This is a genomic window from Mycobacterium sp. (genome assembly GCF_035570115.1).
GTDB lineage: Bacteria > Actinomycetota > Actinomycetes > Mycobacteriales > Mycobacteriaceae > Mycobacterium.
Genome location: NZ_DATMLH010000276.1, coordinates 1 through 16,413 on the forward strand (window position 1 = coordinate 1; position 16,413 = coordinate 16,413).

General features: G+C 67.3%; 15 protein-coding genes. 5 read left to right on the top strand and 10 right to left on the bottom strand.

The genetic code is table 11. The features are described from left to right. A partial coding sequence (locus tag VNW74_RS26265; RefSeq protein ID WP_325682301.1) for a NusA N-terminal domain-containing protein occupies positions 1-807 on the bottom strand: 807 nt, incomplete at its 3' end. Beyond that, on the bottom strand, positions 804-1,343 hold the full coding sequence (gene rimP / locus VNW74_RS26270; RefSeq protein ID WP_325682303.1) for a ribosome maturation factor RimP: 540 nt from the start codon (positions 1,341-1,343) through the stop codon (positions 804-806). The genes rimP and VNW74_RS26265, both read right to left, overlap by 4 nt. Positions 1,344-1,525: 182 nt before the next feature. Here rimP and VNW74_RS26275 point away from each other — a divergent pair, with 182 nt between their 5' ends. Together VNW74_RS26275 and VNW74_RS26280 are read left to right on the top strand one after the other, a co-directional pair. Beyond that, on the top strand, positions 1,526-2,053 hold the full coding sequence (locus VNW74_RS26275; protein ID WP_325682305.1) for a hypothetical protein: 528 nt from the start codon (positions 1,526-1,528) through the stop codon (positions 2,051-2,053). Further along, positions 2,050-2,508 (top strand): ferritin-like domain-containing protein, encoded by a 459-nt coding sequence (locus VNW74_RS26280; RefSeq protein WP_325682307.1) that lies wholly within the window; start codon positions 2,050-2,052, stop codon positions 2,506-2,508. Before VNW74_RS26275 ends, VNW74_RS26280 begins: the two co-directional genes overlap by 4 nt. On the opposite strand, the gene VNW74_RS26285 is transcribed toward VNW74_RS26280, so the two are convergent. Genes VNW74_RS26285 through mqo form a run of 8 tightly spaced genes read right to left on the bottom strand, consistent with a single transcriptional unit; the run spans position 2,505 to position 13,114 of the window. After that, positions 2,505-4,262 carry a proline--tRNA ligase gene (locus VNW74_RS26285; protein ID WP_325682309.1) on the bottom strand — a complete coding sequence of 586 codons (1,758 nt, stop codon included), beginning with the start codon at positions 4,260-4,262 and terminating at the stop codon, positions 2,505-2,507. The two genes, VNW74_RS26280 and VNW74_RS26285, sit on opposite strands and share 4 nt — an antisense overlap. A 60-nt stretch (positions 4,263-4,322) precedes the next feature. Next, on the bottom strand, positions 4,323-5,912 hold the full coding sequence (locus VNW74_RS26290) for an MFS transporter (protein WP_325682311.1): 1,590 nt from the start codon (positions 5,910-5,912) through the stop codon (positions 4,323-4,325). Positions 5,913-5,945: 33 nt separating this feature from the next. Continuing rightward, positions 5,946-7,148, bottom strand: a complete 1,203-nt coding sequence (gene cobA, locus VNW74_RS26295) for a uroporphyrinogen-III C-methyltransferase (protein WP_325682313.1) — start codon at positions 7,146-7,148, stop codon at positions 5,946-5,948. Beyond that, a complete protein-coding gene (locus VNW74_RS26300) occupies positions 7,145-8,518 on the bottom strand; it encodes a cobyrinate a,c-diamide synthase (RefSeq protein ID WP_325682315.1) in 1,374 nt (457 codons plus the stop codon). The genes cobA and VNW74_RS26300 overlap by 4 nt, the downstream gene beginning before the upstream one ends. Continuing rightward, positions 8,515-9,138 carry a cob(I)yrinic acid a,c-diamide adenosyltransferase gene (gene cobO, locus VNW74_RS26305; protein WP_325682317.1) on the bottom strand — a complete coding sequence of 208 codons (624 nt, stop codon included), beginning with the start codon at positions 9,136-9,138 and terminating at the stop codon, positions 8,515-8,517. Before cobO ends, VNW74_RS26300 begins: the two co-directional genes overlap by 4 nt. 21 nt (positions 9,139-9,159) lie before the next feature. After that, positions 9,160-10,995: a magnesium chelatase subunit D family protein gene (locus VNW74_RS26310; RefSeq protein ID WP_325682319.1), complete on the bottom strand. Its 1,836-nt coding sequence runs from the start codon at positions 10,993-10,995 to the stop codon at positions 9,160-9,162. After that, a complete protein-coding gene (locus VNW74_RS26315; RefSeq protein ID WP_325682321.1) occupies positions 10,992-11,486 on the bottom strand; it encodes a GNAT family N-acetyltransferase in 495 nt (164 codons plus the stop codon). The genes VNW74_RS26310 and VNW74_RS26315 overlap by 4 nt, the downstream gene beginning before the upstream one ends. Continuing rightward, positions 11,483-13,114, bottom strand: a complete 1,632-nt coding sequence (mqo, locus tag VNW74_RS26320) for a malate dehydrogenase (quinone) (RefSeq protein WP_325682323.1) — start codon at positions 13,112-13,114, stop codon at positions 11,483-11,485. Before mqo ends, VNW74_RS26315 begins: the two co-directional genes overlap by 4 nt. Before the next feature lie 120 nt (positions 13,115-13,234). Here mqo and VNW74_RS26325 point away from each other — a divergent pair, with 120 nt between their 5' ends. The 3 genes from VNW74_RS26325 to VNW74_RS26335 form a co-directional block, all read left to right on the top strand. Then, positions 13,235-14,467, top strand: coding sequence for a hypothetical protein (locus VNW74_RS26325; RefSeq protein WP_325682324.1), 1,233 nt, complete (start codon positions 13,235-13,237; stop codon positions 14,465-14,467). A gap of 25 nt (positions 14,468-14,492) precedes the next feature. Beyond that, positions 14,493-15,503, top strand: coding sequence for an alpha/beta hydrolase (locus tag VNW74_RS26330; RefSeq protein ID WP_325682326.1), 1,011 nt, complete (start codon positions 14,493-14,495; stop codon positions 15,501-15,503). An 11-nt stretch (positions 15,504-15,514) separates the two neighbouring features. Continuing rightward, the coding region (locus VNW74_RS26335; RefSeq protein ID WP_325682328.1) for an FAD-dependent oxidoreductase at positions 15,515-16,413 on the top strand (899 nt) is incomplete at its 3' end.

Here is a 16,413-nt window from a genome sequence, read left to right on the forward strand (position 1 = left end):
AGCGACAAAGCGCGCCGGGTCGTCGTCGAAGTCGATGATGTCGATCTTCTCCCCGGACAGCTCGCTCATCACGTTGCGCACCCGCTGGCCCATCGGGCCGATGCAGGCGCCCTTGGCGTTCAGGCCCGGAACCCGTGAAGCAACCGCGATCTTCGAGCGGTGACCGGCTTCGCGTGCCACCGCGATAATCTCCACCGACCCGTCGGCGATCTCGGGGACTTCCAGCGAGAACAGCTTGCGCACCAGGTTGGGATGCGTGCGGGATAATGTGATCACCGGCTCGCGGACACCGCGGCTCACACCCACCACGTAGCAGCGCACCCGGTCCCCGTGCTCGTAAGCCTCACCCGGTACCTGTTCTGCCGCCGGGATCACACCCTCAGACCCTTTGGTCTCGCTGCCCAGCCGGACGACAACCAGACCACGCGAGTTGGCCCGGCTATCGCGTTGGATCACACCGGCGACGATCTCGCCCTCATGGGTGGAGAACTCGCCGTAATTGCGCTCGTTCTCCGCGTCGCGGAGCCGCTGCAGCATCACCTGCCTTGCGGTGGTGGCGGCAATCCGGCCGAAACCCTCCGGAGTGTCCTCCCATTCGCTGAGCACGATCCCGTCGTCGTCGAGCTCACGAGCGAACACCTGGACGGCACCGGTTTTGCGGTCGATTTCGATATGCGCATCCGGCTGGTGGCCCTCGGAGTGCCGGTAAGCGCTGAGCACCGCGGCCTTGACGTCCTCGAGCAAGTCGTCGAACGAGATTCCTCGTTCCACCACGATCGCGTGCAGAGCGGCCATGTCGATGTTCATGTTCTGCCTCCCGTCTCCGCACTCCGATCGGCAGCCGCTAGCTCCAGTTCGCGTTTGGACGGAGGCGAAAACTCAACCTGGACAACAGCTTTCCGGATATCACCGATCGGCACCGGACGCACCGCCCAGTCCCGGGCCCGCTCGTCGCGGACCACCAGCATCAGCGTGTTATCGGATATCTCGCCAACTCGTCCGGTGATTTGCGTTTCGTCGGCCAGCGCCAGTTCGACCTTGCGGCCCCGCGCGCGGCGGAAGTGCTTCTCGGTGGTCAGCGGGCGGTCCACGCCAGGCGAGCTGATTTCCAGCACATAGCCACCCGCAATGCTTTTCACCGCATCCAGCAAGGTCGACGCGGAACGGGACAGCGTGGTGATGGTGTCCAGATCGAGGGCGGTGTCGCCGTCGGCAATCACGGTTATTCGCGGCGGACGGGACCGCACATCGATGACGACATCCTCAATTTCGTAGCCTGCGCGCGCGAACTCACCATCGAGTAGCTCGATCACCTGCGTCTGTGACGGTAGCCCGATGGCCACGGCGAGCTCCTCATCTTGAGTTGTCCGGTCCGGCGGTGCTCCGGTTCGCACGATTCAGCGCGTCCACGGCGCAACCAATAACGATACGCCAGGAATGCCGTACAAACCCTGATCGCGGCTGGCTTACCCGGCGTTACGCCGGGCTGTGCAAGGCCCGGTCAGAGCAATGGCAGGATGTTGCTGTGCCACGCACGCCGTCCGTTGTCAGCCCGGCGGTCAGCAGGCGGCGGGTACTGGCCGGCGGCGCCGCTCTCGCCCTGCTCGGGATCACGGGGTCCGCCTGCAGTTCGCCGCCCGCACCGCCGGCGGTCGACGAACTCGAATCGCAATTGAAACTGGCCCGGCATGACAGCGAGCTGGCCACCGCGGCAGCCGCGGCCGCGGCCCAGCCGGTTAGCGCGGCGCTGACCGAGGTTGCCTCCGAACGCGCTCGACACGCACAGGCGCTGGCCACTGAGATCGCCCGTCTCGCCGTCAACCCGACATCCACCTCCAGTCAGACCACCAGCCCGACACCCACCACCTCGGCCGCCGCGGCGCCCCCACCGTCGCTGTCCGACGTGACCAATTCGTTGCGCACCTCCGCGGCCAGCGCCACCCATCTGGCCACCACGTCGTCGGGATATCGGGCGGGCTTGCTCGGCTCCATCGCCGCCGCGTGCACGGCGGCCTACAGCGTTGCGCTGGTGTTCGGAGGATCGGCCTCATGACGTCCGCTGAGCCATCAGGCCACGACACGCCCTACGACACCGCGCTGTGCGCCGCACTGACCACCGAGCACTCCGTGATCTACGGCTACGGCATCGTGTCCGCCCACTGCCAGCCCGACGCCAACAGCCTGGTGTCTTTTGCGCTGAACCAGCATCGCCAACGGCGTGACCAGGTGATCGCGATGCTCGCCGCCCGCTCGGTCAGCGCCCCGGTGGCCGCCGCGGGCTACCAACTGCCGATGCCGGTCAACAACCCGACCGATGCGACCCGCCTGGCCGCGCAAATGGAGAAGGACAGCGAGTTGGCCTGGCGGGCGGTCATCGAACAGGCGCAGGACCCGCAAGACCGACGGTTCGGGGTGACCGCGTTGACCCAAAGCGCCGTGCTGGCCGCCCGATGGAAGCAGGCGCTGGGCGACTGGCCGATCACCACGGCCTTCCCCGGCAGCGACTAACCGCGCCGAGCCGACACCGCAGCCGTGAGGTCGGTGGCCAGCCCGGCGCCGACCGACAATTCACGGGTCTCGCCGGTGAACCGATTGCGCAGCTCGACAGTGCCGTCCGCCCAGCCGCGTCCCACCACGACGATCCACGGCACACCGAGCAGTTCGGCGTCCTTGAACTTCACCCCGGGCGATGCCTGCCGGTCGTCGAGCAGCACCTCGATGCCCAGCCGATCCAGATCGGCGGCCAGCGCGGTGGCCCCGGCGCGCGCCTCGGCATCCTTGTTGGCGATCACCAGATGCACGTCGAACGGCGAAACCTCGGGCGGCCACCGCAGCCCCAGCTCGTCGTGGTGCTGTTCGGCGATGACCGCTACCAGCCGCGACACCCCGAGACCGTAAGAACCCATGGTCACCCGCACCGGTTTGCCGTCTTCACCGAGCACGTCGACGGTGAAGGCATCGGTGTACTTGCGACCGAGCTGGAAGATGTGGCCGACCTCGATGCCGCGTGCCGAGACCAGCGGCCCGGCGCCATCGGGAGACGGATCGCCGTCGCGCACTTCGGCGGCCTCGATGGTGCCGTCGGCGGTGAAGTCGCGGCCGGCGACCAACCCGACGACATGCTGCCCGAGTTTGTCGGCGCCGGTGATCCAGCTGGTTCCGTCCACGATGCGCGGGTCGACGAGATAACGAACATCGTTGTCGCGCAACGATTTCGGGCCGATATATCCCTTCACTAGAAACGGATACCTGGTGAAGTCGGCATCGTCGAGCAGTTTGTATTCGGCTGGATCGAGGGCGGCGCCCAGCCGCTTGTCGTCGACCTCGCGGTCGCCCGGTACGCCGATTGCCAGCAGCTCCCAGTCTCCGCCCGGTTGGCGCACCTTGAGCATGACGTTCTTCAACGTGTCGGCGGCGGTGACAGTGCGGCCCAAGTCGGCGCTGTTCGCCCACTCGACCAAAGTCGCGATGGTCGGGGTGTCGCCGGTGTCGTGGACCACCGCCTCGGGCAGCCCGTCGATCGGTCGGCTTTCCGGGCGAGCGGTGACGACCGCCTCGACGTTGGCGGCGTAGCCAGATGCCGGGCAACGCACGAAGGTGTCTTCACCGACCGCGCTCTCGGCCAGGAACTCCTCGGAGGCCGACCCGCCCATCGCGCCCGATACCGCGGACACGATGACATAGCGCACCTGCAGCCGGTCCAACATGCGCTGGTAGGCCTCGCGGTGCGCGTGGTAGGCAGCCTTGAGCCCGGCGTCGTCGACGTCGAAGGTGTAGGAGTCCTTCATCACGAACTCGCGGACCCGCAGCAGGCCGGCCCGAGGCCGCGCCTCGTCGCGGTACTTGGTCTGGATCTGGTAGAGCACCAGCGGGAAGTCTTTGTAGGAGCTGTACTCCCCTTTCACCGCCAGGGTGAAGACTTCCTCGTGGGTCGGGGCAAGCAGATAGTCGTTGCCGCGACGGTCGTGGAGCCGAAAAATACCGTCGCCGTACTCGGTCCAGCGGTTCGTCGTCTCGTAGGGTCCGCGCGGCAGCAAGGCCGGAAAGAGGATCTCCTGCCCGCCGATGGCGTTCATTTCTTGCCGCACGACGCGTTCGATGTTGCGCAGGACCCGCAACCCGAGGGGCAGCCAGCTGTACAGCCCAGGCGCGACCGGTCGGACGTACCCCGCGCGGATCAACAGCTTGTGGCTGGCAACTTCGGCATCGGCGGGGTCGTCGCGCAGCGTGCGCAAGAACAGCTCGGACATCCGGGTGATCACAGCGCGCAAGCCTAACCGTGAACGCGATCCAGCCGGGCACGGCGGGTGGTCGTCGGAGAGCTAGATCTCTCCGACGTCGAGGGCGTGCTGGACTTCCTGAGCGTGGGCCACCTGCTTGGCGCTGTATCCGATGAACAGCGCGACGGCGCCAGTCAGGACGGCGACCCCGGCCACCCAGAGCAGGCCGTAGGTGTAGCCGTGATCAAGCGCATGCAGCTGAGCGGTGTTCATGTTCTTCACCGGCCCATTGGTGCCGCCCAAATACAGCGTGCGCGACGTGATGACGGCCTGAATGACGGCAAGGACGACCGGCCCACCGAGGTTCTGCAGCATCATCACGATCGCCGACGTCGGCCCGATCCGGTCAAAGCCGACGTCCGTGATCGCCGAGAGCGCCAGCGGGACGATGATCATGCCGATACCGATGCCGCCGAGCGTGATCAGCGTCACCAAGGTCGGGAAATACGGCATGGCGCGATCGAGCGTCGAACCGTAGACCATCGCACCCACCACCAGGATTCCGCCGGTGATCACTACGGCCCGCGGCTGAAACCACGACACCAGCTGAGAAGAGGCGCCCAGGCCGATGCCCATCGCGATGGTGAACGGGATGAAGCCGACGCCGGCGCGCAGCGCCGTGTAGCCCATCAGCTCCTGCACATAGAGGCCGATCAGCACCGTGACCGTGAACAACACACCGCCACCCAGGAAGATCGCCACAAAGGTAGCCAGCCGGTTGCGGTCGAAGAACAGGTCTAACGGCACGACAGGGTTATCGGCGGTGCGCTCGACGATCGCGAACGCGATGAACGCCACCAAGGCCACCACGCCCGAACCGATAGTGGTGACGGAGATCCAACCCTTTTCCGGGCCGACGGAGAAGGCGAAAACGGCCGCGGTGCAGGCCAGTGTGGCAAGGACAGCGCCGCTGGCGTCGAGCTTCATTCGCTCCCGCTGGGTTTCCCGCAGCGTGTTGCGGGCCAGGTGGATCATCACCAGTCCGATCGGCACGTTGACCAGGAACGCCAGCCGCCAGGACAGCTCGGTGAGCGCCCCGCCGACGACCAAGCCCATGACCGACCCGACGCCGGCCATCGCGCCGAACACCGCTGTCGCGGCGTTACGGGCCGGGCCCTTGGCAAAGGTGGTGGCGATGAGCGCCAAGCCGGTGGGTGTGGCGATCGCCGCGCCCACACCCTGCAGTAACCGTGCGGTGACCAGGGTCGGGTCATCCCAGGCGATGCCACACAAGGCCGAGGCGATGGTGAAAAGCGCGACCCCAACGGTGAAGGTGCGTTTGCGGCCGATGGTGTCACCGAGGCGGCCGCCGAGCAGCATCAAACCGCCGAAAGTCAGCACGTAGGCGGTGATCACCCAGCTACGCCCGGCATCGGTCAGGCCCAAATCGTTCTGAATCTTGGGAAGCGCGACGATCGCGATGGTGCCGTCCATGGTCGCCATCAGCTGCATTCCGCAGATGGCGATGACGGCGGAGAAAAAGCGTCGAGACGGCCGCCACGTCGAGGAAGTCCTGCTTGGAGGGCTTGCGGCCGTCTTGGGTGCGGGCGCTGGGGGCATATGAACTACTCGCTCGGAGCGTTCAGACGTCCATTCGTGGACAGCCCGCTCTGCGTCGTTGAGAGCCGTCATAAGAACTTACCCTACAGTAATCTTAGGAATCTTTTAACCGCCGAATGCCGCTACCGTACCGATCACGATGATCGCGGGGGGCCGAATTCCCTCTGAACGGATCTTTTCCGGCGCGTCAGCGAGGGTGGCCCGCAACGTATGTTCGCCGGCCGTCGTTCCGTGTTGGACCACCAATACCGGCGTATCCGCAGGTCGGCCGCCTTTCAGCAGCGCTTCGGAGAAGAGCTCGATGCGCTCCACCGCCATCAGCAAAACGATCGTGCCGGACATCGCCGCCAATGCGTCCCAATTTACTAACGATTCGGGGTGCCCCGGCGCAACATGGCCGCTCACCACCACAAACTCGTGATTTAGGCCGCGGTGAGTGACCGGAACACCCACCGACGCGGGCACCGCTATGGCACTCGTCACACCGGGGACCACCGTCACCGGAACGCCGGCATCGACACACGCCAGCAGCTCCTCGTATCCGCGCGCGAACACGAACGGGTCGCCCCCCTTGAGGCGCACCACAAACTGACCGGCCCGGGCCCGCTCGATCATGACGGCGTTGATGGCGTCCTGAGCCATCGCCCGCCCGTAGGGGATTTTGGCGGCGTCGATCACCTCGACGTGCGGGGGCAGCTCGGCGAGCAGCTCCGGCGGCGCCAGCCGATCGGCGACGACGACGTCGGCCTGGGTGAGCAGCCGCCGGCCGCGGACGGTGATCAGTTCCGGATCTCCGGGCCCGCCGCCGACCAGCGCCACCCCGCCGCGCACCACATCGGTGCTCTCGGCGGTGATGACCCCCTGCTGCAGTGCCTCGCGGATCGCCGAGCGGATTGCCGCCGAACGACGGTGCTCGCCACCAGCCAGGACTCCCACCGACAGGCCGGCATAGCTAAACGATGCCGGAGTCACGGCGGTGCCCTCGACCGCGATATCGGCGCGGACGCAGAAGATTCGGTGCCGGTCGGCCTCGGCAACCACCGCCGAGTTCACTTGCGCGTCGTCCGTGGCCGCGATCGCATACCATGCGCCGGCCAAATCGCCATCGCGATACTCGCGCAGCGACAAGGTAATCGCGTTCATCGCCTCGACCGCGCGGGTGGCCGTACGGGTGATGACGTGCACGTCTGCTCCGCTGGCGATGAGCAGCGGAAGCCGGCGTTGAGCCACGGTGCCGCCGCCGACCACGACAACCTTCTTGCCGGCCAGCCGCAGGCCGACCAGATAGGGGTTCTCCGGCGTCGTCACCCGGCGATTTTCGCAGCTGCGGCGTGGGCCACGAAGCGCGCCACCGCCTCGGGGGTCGCAGCCGGATGCGTGTGCAGATACGAAGCGTGCACTCGGTCGTGGACCGCGCCATCGCGCACGGCATCCACGTTTGCGCCCCGATATATCCACGCTGGCTGGTAGGCGTCGGTGAATGTGACTGCGGTGCGGTGGAATTCGTGTCCGACGACCCGCTGGCCTGCGCGGTACAGTGGCGAATCGGTCACCGCGACAGCGTCGCGATAGGCCAAGGTGAGGTGCTCGGTGAAGCGTGCCGATCCGGCCAGCACGCCGCACATCGGATGCCCGTCGAGCTCGGAAACCAGGTATAGCAGCCCGGCGCATTCGGCGTGAATCGGCGCGTTGGCGGCCGCCAACGCGTTGACCTGGCGCCGGGCGACGTCATTACCCGACAGTTCGGCGGCGAATTGCTCGGGGAAGCCGCCGGGCAACAGCACCGCGTCGGTGCCGTCAGGCAGCGGTTCGACGAGCGGGTCGAACTCCTTGACGTCGGCGCCGCATGCCTGGACCATCTCGGCGTGTTCGGCATAACCGAAACTGAACGCCTTTCCGCCGGCTAACGCCACCGTGACCGGCTCGGTGACGGGTTCGGCCACAACGGCCGACGGGTCCCACGCCGGATCGGCGACACGGCACTGGGCGAGCCCGAACACGGCGCCGACATCGACGTGACGGGCGATCAGATTCGTCATCGCCGCGACCGCGTCCCGCGCACGCCGATCGTATTCAACGGCGGTGACCAAACCCAGATACCGCGACGGCACCTCTAATTCGTCGCGGCGCGGAATCGCGCCCAGTACTGGGACACCGGCCTGCTCGCATGCCTGCCGCAGCACCTGCTCATGTCGTGCCGACCCCACCCGGTTGAGCACGACGCCGGCAATGCGGGTCGCGGGATCGAATGTCGAAAACCCGTGCAGAAGCGCCGCGATGCTCTGGCTTTGGCCGCGCGCATCGACCACCAGGACAACCGGAACGGCGAGCATGGCCGCGACGTGTGCGGAGGACCCGGACGCCGGTATGCGCGCGCCGGAGTCGATGCGACCATCGAAAAGTCCCATCACTCCTTCGATTACGGCGATGTCCGCGCCGGCAGCACCGTGCGCGTAGAGCGGCCCGATCAGCTGCTCCCCCACCAGAACCGGATCCAAGTTGCGACCAACGCGGCCGGCTGCCAGCGCGTGATACCCCGGGTCGATGAAGTCCGGGCCGACCTTGAAGGGAGCCACGACATGCCCTGCCTGCCGCATCGCGCCGATCAAGCCCGTCGCGACGGTGGTCTTTCCGCTGCCCGACGCGGGTGCGGCGATCATGACAGCGGGGACCGTCACCACTCGATGCCCTTCTGGCCTTTGCGGCCGGCATCCATCGGGTGCTTGACCTTGGTCATCTCGGTGACGAGGTCGGCGACGTCGACCAACCGCGAGGGAGCGTCGCGACCGGTGATCACCACATGCTGGCGGCCCGGTCGGGCGAGCAGCGTCTGCACCACCTCCTCGACGTCGACCCAGCCCCACTTCAGCGGATAGGTGAACTCGTCGAGCACGTAGAAGTCGTGGCGCCCCGCGGCCAGCCGGCGGGCGATCTCGGCCCAGCCGTCCGCGGCTGCCGCGGCGTGGTCGTCGTCGCTGCCGGTCTTGGGTGACTTACGTATCCAGGACCAGCCGGTGCCCATCTTGTGCCATTCCACCGGCCCACCCAGCCCATGCTCCTCATGCAGCCGCCCCAGCTGGCGGAACGCCGCCTCCTCACCGACCTTCCACTTGTCGCTCTTGACGAACTGGAACACCGCGACGCTCAAACCGGAGTTCCATGCCCGCAACGCCATTCCGAAGGCGGCCGTCGACTTTCCTTTGCCCGCGCCGGTGTGTACAGCCAGCACCGGCAGGTTGCGTCTGGCTCGGGTGCTCAGCCCGTCCTCGGGGACCGCAAGCGGACGACCCTGTGGCATAAGCGGTTACCTCTCGGCGGTTCAGGCCGCGCCGCGCACGGCCCGGGTCAGATAGTCGGCTCGCAGCTGTTCCAGCCGCACCGACGGGGCGCCAAGCTGCGCCGCCAACTGCTGTGCCAAACCGAGCCGGACATACGACGTTTCACAGTCGACGACCACCGCGGCCGTGCCTTCGGCGACCAGCAGCGCCGCCGCTGATCGGCTGCGGCCCAACGGGTCTCGTCCGGCATTGGCCCGGCCGTCGGTGAGCACCACCACCAGGGGGCGTCGGGCCCGATCGCGCACCTTTTCGCGGACCAGCAGTTCGCGTGCGGCGAGCAGACCTTCCGCAAGGGGAGTTTGGCCGCCGGTGTCGAAGCGCGACAGCCGCCGCCCGGCGATGTGCGCCGACGTCGTCGGCGGCAGTAGCAGCCGCGCTTCCTGCGCGCGGAAGGTGATCACCGCAACCTTGTCGCGCCGCTGATAGGCGTCGCGCAACAGCGACAAAGTAGCGCCACTCACCGCAGCCATCCGGTCTCGGGCCGCCATCGACCCGGATGCGTCGACGACGAAGATGACCAGGTTGCCTTCGCGGCCCTCCCGGACCGCTCGGCGCACATCGGCCGGTTGCAGCCGCAGCCGACCCGCTCCCTCGGCATGTTCGGCAGCAGCCAACACGGTGGCGAACAGATGCAGGCCATGTCCCTCGGCCTGCGAGTCGGTGGCAGCCACCGCGCTGCCCGAGGCGTTGCGGGCCCGCGATCGACGGCCCGGCGCGCCAGCACCGACGCCGGGCACAGTCAGCGCACGGGTTCGGAAAGTCGCCGACGGAGTGTCGCTGGGCTTCGCGTGTGTTTTTGGGAGCGGCGAATCATTCTGATGTTCAGCGTCATTCATGCTTTGGCCACCACCGGGCGGTTCGGGGTCGGGCTCGGGATCATCGGGCGGGCCGGCCGCCTCCGCCAATGCAGCGTCAAGTTGCCCCGGGTCGATTCCGGGATCGTCGAACGGGTCACGCCGGCGCCGGTGCGGCAGCGCCAACTCGGCGGCCACCCGAATGTCCTGCTCGCTCACCGTGTCGCAGCCACACCACGCCGCGTGGGCAACCGCGGTTCGGGCAATCACCAGATCAGCCCGCATGCCGTCGACGTCGAACGCGGCGCACAGTGCTGCGATCCGCCGTAACTCGTTGTCCGGCAATACCACATCGTCGACAAGCTCGCGCGCGGAGGCGACTCGGCGGGCAAGTTCGGCGTCGTCGGCGGCATAACGCTGCGCGAAAGCGTCCGGGTCCGCCTCATAGTCCATCCGCTGCCGAATCACCTGTGTCCGGACGTCGATGTCCCGCGACGCGTGCACGTCGACGGTGAGGCCGAACCGGTCCAGCAGCTGCGGGCGTAACTCGCCCTCCTCTGGATTCATCGTGCCGATCAGCACGAACCGAGCCTCGTGCGAATGCGAGATCCCGTCGCGCTCAATGTGCACTCGCCCCATCGCGGCGGCATCCAGCAGCAGATCGACCAGGTGGTCGTGCAGCAGATTCACCTCGTCGACATAGAGCACACCGCCGTGGGCACGGGACAGCAGGCCTGGTGAGAATGCGTGCTCGCCGTCGCGCAGCACCCGCTGCAGATCCAGTGAGCCGATTACCCGGTCCTCGGTGGCACCGATCGGCAACTCGACCAGACGAGCGTCAGCGCCGGCCGGGTCACTCGCTGCCGAAAGCAGTGCGGCCAGGCCGCGCACGGCCGTCGACTTGGCGGTGCCCTTCTCGCCACGGATCAGCACCCCGCCGATCTCCGGGCGCACCGCACACAAAATCAGCGCCAGCCGCAGCTGGTCGTGTCCGACGATCGCGCTGAAGGGGTAGGTTTTCACGGCTGGCCCACCGGACCGGCGCCGTGCCCACCCACCGGGCCGGCGCCGTGCCGCACCATGGGCACGTGCGGAACCCCGTCGTCGAGGAAGTCGTCGCCGTCACGGACGAATCCGTGCTGGGCATACATGTCCGTTAAATAGATCTGCGCATTGATCCGGCACGGATAGTCGCCCACCTCGGCCAGCGCCGCGCGCAACAACCGGGTGGTGTGGCCCTGGCCGCGCGCGCTGCGTTCGGTGCACAGCCGGCCGAGCCGAAATGCCTTGTGTCCGCCCGCATGCTCCTCCATTAGCCGCAGCGTGCAGATCACCTCGCCGTCAGGGGCCTCCAGCCAGAAATGCCGGGTTTCGGCGAGCAGATCGCGCCCGTCCAACTCGGGATATGGACGGGCCTGTTCCACCACGAAGACCTCCACCCGCAGCTTGAGCAGCGCGTAAAGCGTCGGCACGTCAAGGTCTTTGGCCCATGCCCGGTGCAATGCAGCGGTCATGGCTCGCCCGCCGAGTCGCCCACCGACGATGCCGGCCGCGCAGCGGCCTGAGGTGGGGGCACGCCCCCTCGCCGCTGCGCGGGCGCGGGTACCCCCACCCGCTTGCGGGGGCAAGGCGGGCAATCAGGGTTAAGCCCTAAGGCCTTGCTGGCCCATGACCACACCTCCTCGAACAGCGCCGGTTCACCGGAGAGTTCGGCTCCCAACGACGGCACCATGTCTTTAAGGGTAGGCAGCCAAGCCTGGTACCGGTCGGAAAAGCACCGCTGCAGCACGTCGAGCATCGCCGATACCGCGGTCGAGGCCCCCGGCGACGCTCCGATCAGGCCGGCGATGCTGCCGTCGGCGGCGCCCAGCACGGTGGTGTCGAATTCCAGTACCCCACCCTTGCGCTTGTCCGGACGGATGACCTGCACCCGTTGACCGGCCCTGGTCAGCTCCCAATCGCAAGTCTTCGCGGTGGGTGCGAATTCTCGCAGCGCGCTGACCCGGGCGGGTTGTGACAACTGCAGTTGGCCGATCAGATAGTTGACCAATTTCATCTGGTTGACGCCGGCGCCGATGATGGTCGCCAGATTGCCCGGCGTGACAGAGCGCGGCAGATCCGTGACGCGGCCGTGTTTCAGGAATTTCGGCGACCACCCGGCGAACGGCCCAAACAGCAGCCATGGCCGGCCGTTGACGATCCGGGCGTCCAGATGCGCCGCCGTCATCGCCGGTGCGCCGACCGCGGGCAAGCCGTAGACCTTAGCCCGGTGCGCGGCCGTGACCGCGGGATTGCCACTGCGCAGGAACTTTCCGGCGATCGGAAAGCCGCCAAATCCCCTGGCCTCTTCGATGCCAGACTTCTGCAACAGCGGCAGCGCCTGTCCGCCTGCACCGACAAAGACGAATTTGGCGTTCAGCTTTCGGTTTTCACCGGTGCGGCGGTTGTGAATCGTCAGTGTCCAGCTGCCGTCGCGTTGCCGGGCCAGGTTGCGGACCTCCTGGCCGAACAACACGGTTGTGCCGTTGCGAACGGCGTAGCCGATGAGCTGTCTGGACAGAGCGCCGAAGTCGACGTCGGTGCCATCGGCGGCCCATTCGAGGGCAATGGGTTTGGTGGGGTCGGAAAAATCCCGCCCGGCCGCCATCAACGGCAGCCGACGGGCGAATTCGTCGGCGTCGTCGATCCACTCGGTGTGGCCAAACAGCGGGTTGGCGGCCAGCGCGTGTCGGCGGCGGCGCAGGTAGCCGACGCGCTCTGCCCCCTGCACGAAGCTGACATGCGGAATCGGACGAAGGAAGCCGCGCACGTCGGACAGGATGCCGTTCTCTGCGGCGTAAGCCCAGAACTGGCGGGTGACCTGAAATTGCTCGTTGACGCGCACGGCTTTGCTGATGTCGATCGAGCCGTCCGACTGCTGCGGTGTGTAAAACAGCTCGCAGAGCCCGGAATGCCCGGTACCCGCGTTATTCCACGGGTCGCTGCTTTCGGCCGCGGCACCGTCGAGTCGCTCGACCAGCGTGATCGACCAGTCGGGTTCCAGCCGCCGCAACAACGCACCCAGGGTGGCGCTCATGATCCCGGCCCCGACCAGCACGACGTCGGCCGTGGCTGCGACCTTCGGGTCCGACGGGCCTGACAACGGGCTTTTGTCCTTTGCGATCGAGGGCTGTTCAGATCGCCAGGTTATCCGGCCGGCTCGGTCGCCGTTGTTCGAGAGGTTGTGCCTCGGATTTCACCGTGATCTGCCACGCTGTGGGCCATGACCTGGCGAAATTTGGCTTCGGCCGTCGGGCTGGCCGCTGTGCTGGTGGCGGGGTGTTCCTCGTCGACCGGTTCGGACGCCGCGCACGGAGGATCCGGCAACCCAGCCTCGCCGACGCCCGCTGGACTGCCAGCGGCGCACGGTGTCGAAGCCGCGATCGCGACCATCCCCTGGTCGCAGGTCGTTCCGGGGTGGATGTTGGCCACCTGGAGCCCGGTTCCCGGCGGGGGGAGGCCCGGCGCACCACTCCCCCCCGGCTCACCCAACCGTGAGACGGCCACTACAACGCTGTATCTGGTCGACCCCGCGGGAGGCCGCTATCCGATCACCACCTTCCCGCCGCCCGGCCAGCAGGCGAGTCCGGAGTTAGTGGACTGGTCGGGCGACGGCAGCCACGCCCTGTTCTACGCGCAGTACGCCACGCCGCCGACGGCGATCATGGTCGACCTGCACACCGGCGGGCAGACGACGTTGCCCGTGCAGGGGTCGCCCCGCTATACCCGCCCGAATGGCAAGGCGCTGTTGTTGTCCGTGCCGCCCGGGCCCGACTCCAAACTCGCGACGCTCGATCGGGTCGACCTCGCCGGCAACCATGAACTCACCTACCCGACCGATAAGCTCGGCAGCCCGTTCAACGGGAACTATCTCTCGACGCCCGACGGGATGCGCCTCGTTCTGGGCACGTCGGCGGGCCTGGCGCTGGTGGGCAATGACGGCACTCCTGGGCCGACGCTTGCGATCCCGGGTCAGACCAACTGCAGCCCGCTGCGGTGGTGGGACGAGACCCTCGCGACCGTCCTCGCCGCGTGCGATGCTCCCGGATTTACCTCGCGGCTGTGGTTGGCGCCGATCGACGGCAGCCCACCCACCGCGCTTACCGCGGTCAACGACGGTCAGAAAGGACCCGATCTGCGCGACGTCAGCGCATGGCAGCTCCCCTCAGGCACGTTCGTGCAGGCCGAAGGGGCATGCGGCTACCAGTACCTGGCCAAGCTCAACCCCGACGGCACGACGTCGCCGGTGTCGGTGTCCGGCGTGGAATCTGGCCGCAGCGTCGTCGTGGCGGGTGTCAACGGGGCCTATCTCGACCTGCGGACAACGACTTCCTGCGGGGGCGGTCAATCGCTCGTCGACTACAACCCGGGCACCAATACGTCGACCGTGCTGCTCGGGCCACCGCTCAACGGCGGTGGCGTGATCGCCGCAGTGCCGTTCGCGGGCCAGCGGTAGCCGGGCACGCTTTAAGCTGGCGTGCGTGACTGGCTGGCAGCCCGATGTCCTACCCGGCTACTGGCAGCTCACCATCCCGCTGGGTGACGATCCCGACGGCGAGGGCGATATCGTCGCGACACTGCTCCGTCGTGGCGACGCCGGGACGGCGAGCGACGCGGTGCTCGCCGTGCACGGGTACACCGACTATTTCTTTCACACCGCGCTGGCCGATCACTTCGCGGACCGCGGCTTCGCCTTCTATGCGCTCGACCTGGACAAATGTGGGCGGTCGTGGCGAACCGGCCAAACCCCGCACTTCACCACCGATCTGGCCCGCTACGACGCCGAGCTGGACCGCGCGCTGGCGGTCATCGGCGAGCAGACCGGTTCCGGCCGAGTGCTGGTGTACGGGCATTCCGCCGGCGGATTGATCGTGTCGCTGTGGCTGGACCGGCTGCGGCGGCGCGGCGCGACAGCCCGAACCGGCGTCGCGGGGCTGGTGCTCAACAGCCCATTTCTGGATCTGCCCGGTCCGGGGGTGCTGCGCTGGCCGACGACGGCGGCGCTGATCGCCGCGATCGCGCGAGCCGGCGATAAGCGGGTTGCCCGGGCGCCGGGCGACGGGGTCGGCGGTTATGGCGCCAGCCTGCACCGGGACTACGACGGCGAGTTCGACTACAACCTGCAGTGGAAACCGCTGGGCGGCTTCCCCATCACCTTCGGCTGGCTACGCGCGATCCGACGTGGTCAGGCGCGGCTGCATCGCGGGCTCGACGTCGGCGTGCCCAACCTGATCCTGCGCTCAGATCACAGCGTGAGGGAGACCGCCGACGAAATCGCTCTGCAATGCGGCGACGCGGTTCTCGACGTGAGACATATCGCGCGCTGGGCCGGCTGCATCGGCAACCGCAGCACCATCGTTCCGGTGAGCGACGCCAAGCACGATGTGTTCTTGTCGATGCCGCAGCCCCGGCAAGTGGCTTACCAGCAGCTGGACACTTGGCTGGATGACAACCTCGGTGCCCCCTCCAACGTCGCGTCCCAGAACGGCTGAAGGGCTACCGGATGGAAACCTACGACCTCGCGATCATCGGAACCGGTTCAGGCAACAGCATTCTCGACGAGCGCTATGCGAACAAACGCGTCGCGATCTGCGAGCAGGGAACGTTCGGCGGAACCTGCCTCAACGTCGGATGCATACCGACCAAGATGTTCGTCTACGTCGCAGAGGTCGCCGAAACGATCCGCGCAGCAGCGCGTTACGGCGTCGACGCGCACATCGACCGGGTGCGGTGGGACGACATCGTCTCGCGCGTCTTCGGGCGCATCGACCCGATCGCGATCGGCGGTGAGGACTACCGCCGGTCGGAGCCCAATGTGGACGTCTACGACCGGCACACCCGTTTCGGGGCGGTTCAGTCCGACGGTCGCTACCTGCTGCGCACCGACGACGGCGAGCAGTTCATCGCCGAGCGGGTGGTGATCGCCGCGGGATCGCGAGCAGTGGTCCCGCAGGCCATCCTGGACTGCGGGGTCCGCTATCACACCAGCGACGACATCATGCGGATACCGGAGCTGCCCCGACACCTGGTCATCGTCGGAGGCGGCTTCGTGGCAGCCGAATTCGCACATATCTTCTCCGCGCTCGGCGTCCGGATCACCTTGGTGATCCGCGGCGGCGCACTGCTTCGGCACCTGGATGACACGCTGAGCAGACGATTCACCCGCATCGCGTCGTCCAAATGGGAATTGCGCAGCCACCGCAACGTTGTCGGTTCCCACCAAGATCGCTCGGGCATCGCGCTGGAACTCGACGACGGTTCGACGCTGCACACCGACGCCGTGTTGGTGGCCACCGGCCGGCGCCCCAACGGCGATCAGCTGGACGCCGAGCAGGCCGGCATCGAGATCGACGACCGCCGGATTGTCGTCGACGAATACCAACGGACCTCCGCGCGTGGCGT

What these genes read in the sequence shown, in the direction of transcription:
- VNW74_RS26315 (WP_325682321.1), bottom strand. Translation starts at nt 11,486, where the DNA reads ATGACCGCTGCATTGCACCGGGCATGGGCCAAAGACCTTGACGTGCCG.
- VNW74_RS26280 (WP_325682307.1), top strand. Translation starts at nt 2,050, where the DNA reads ATGACGTCCGCTGAGCCATCAGGCCACGACACGCCCTACGACACCGCG.
- VNW74_RS26325 (WP_325682324.1), top strand. Translation starts at nt 13,235, where the DNA reads ATGACCTGGCGAAATTTGGCTTCGGCCGTCGGGCTGGCCGCTGTGCTG.
- cobO (WP_325682317.1), bottom strand. Translation starts at nt 9,138, where the DNA reads ATGCCACAGGGTCGTCCGCTTGCGGTCCCCGAGGACGGGCTGAGCACC.
- VNW74_RS26290 (WP_325682311.1), bottom strand. Translation starts at nt 5,912, where the DNA reads ATGACGGCTCTCAACGACGCAGAGCGGGCTGTCCACGAATGGACGTCT.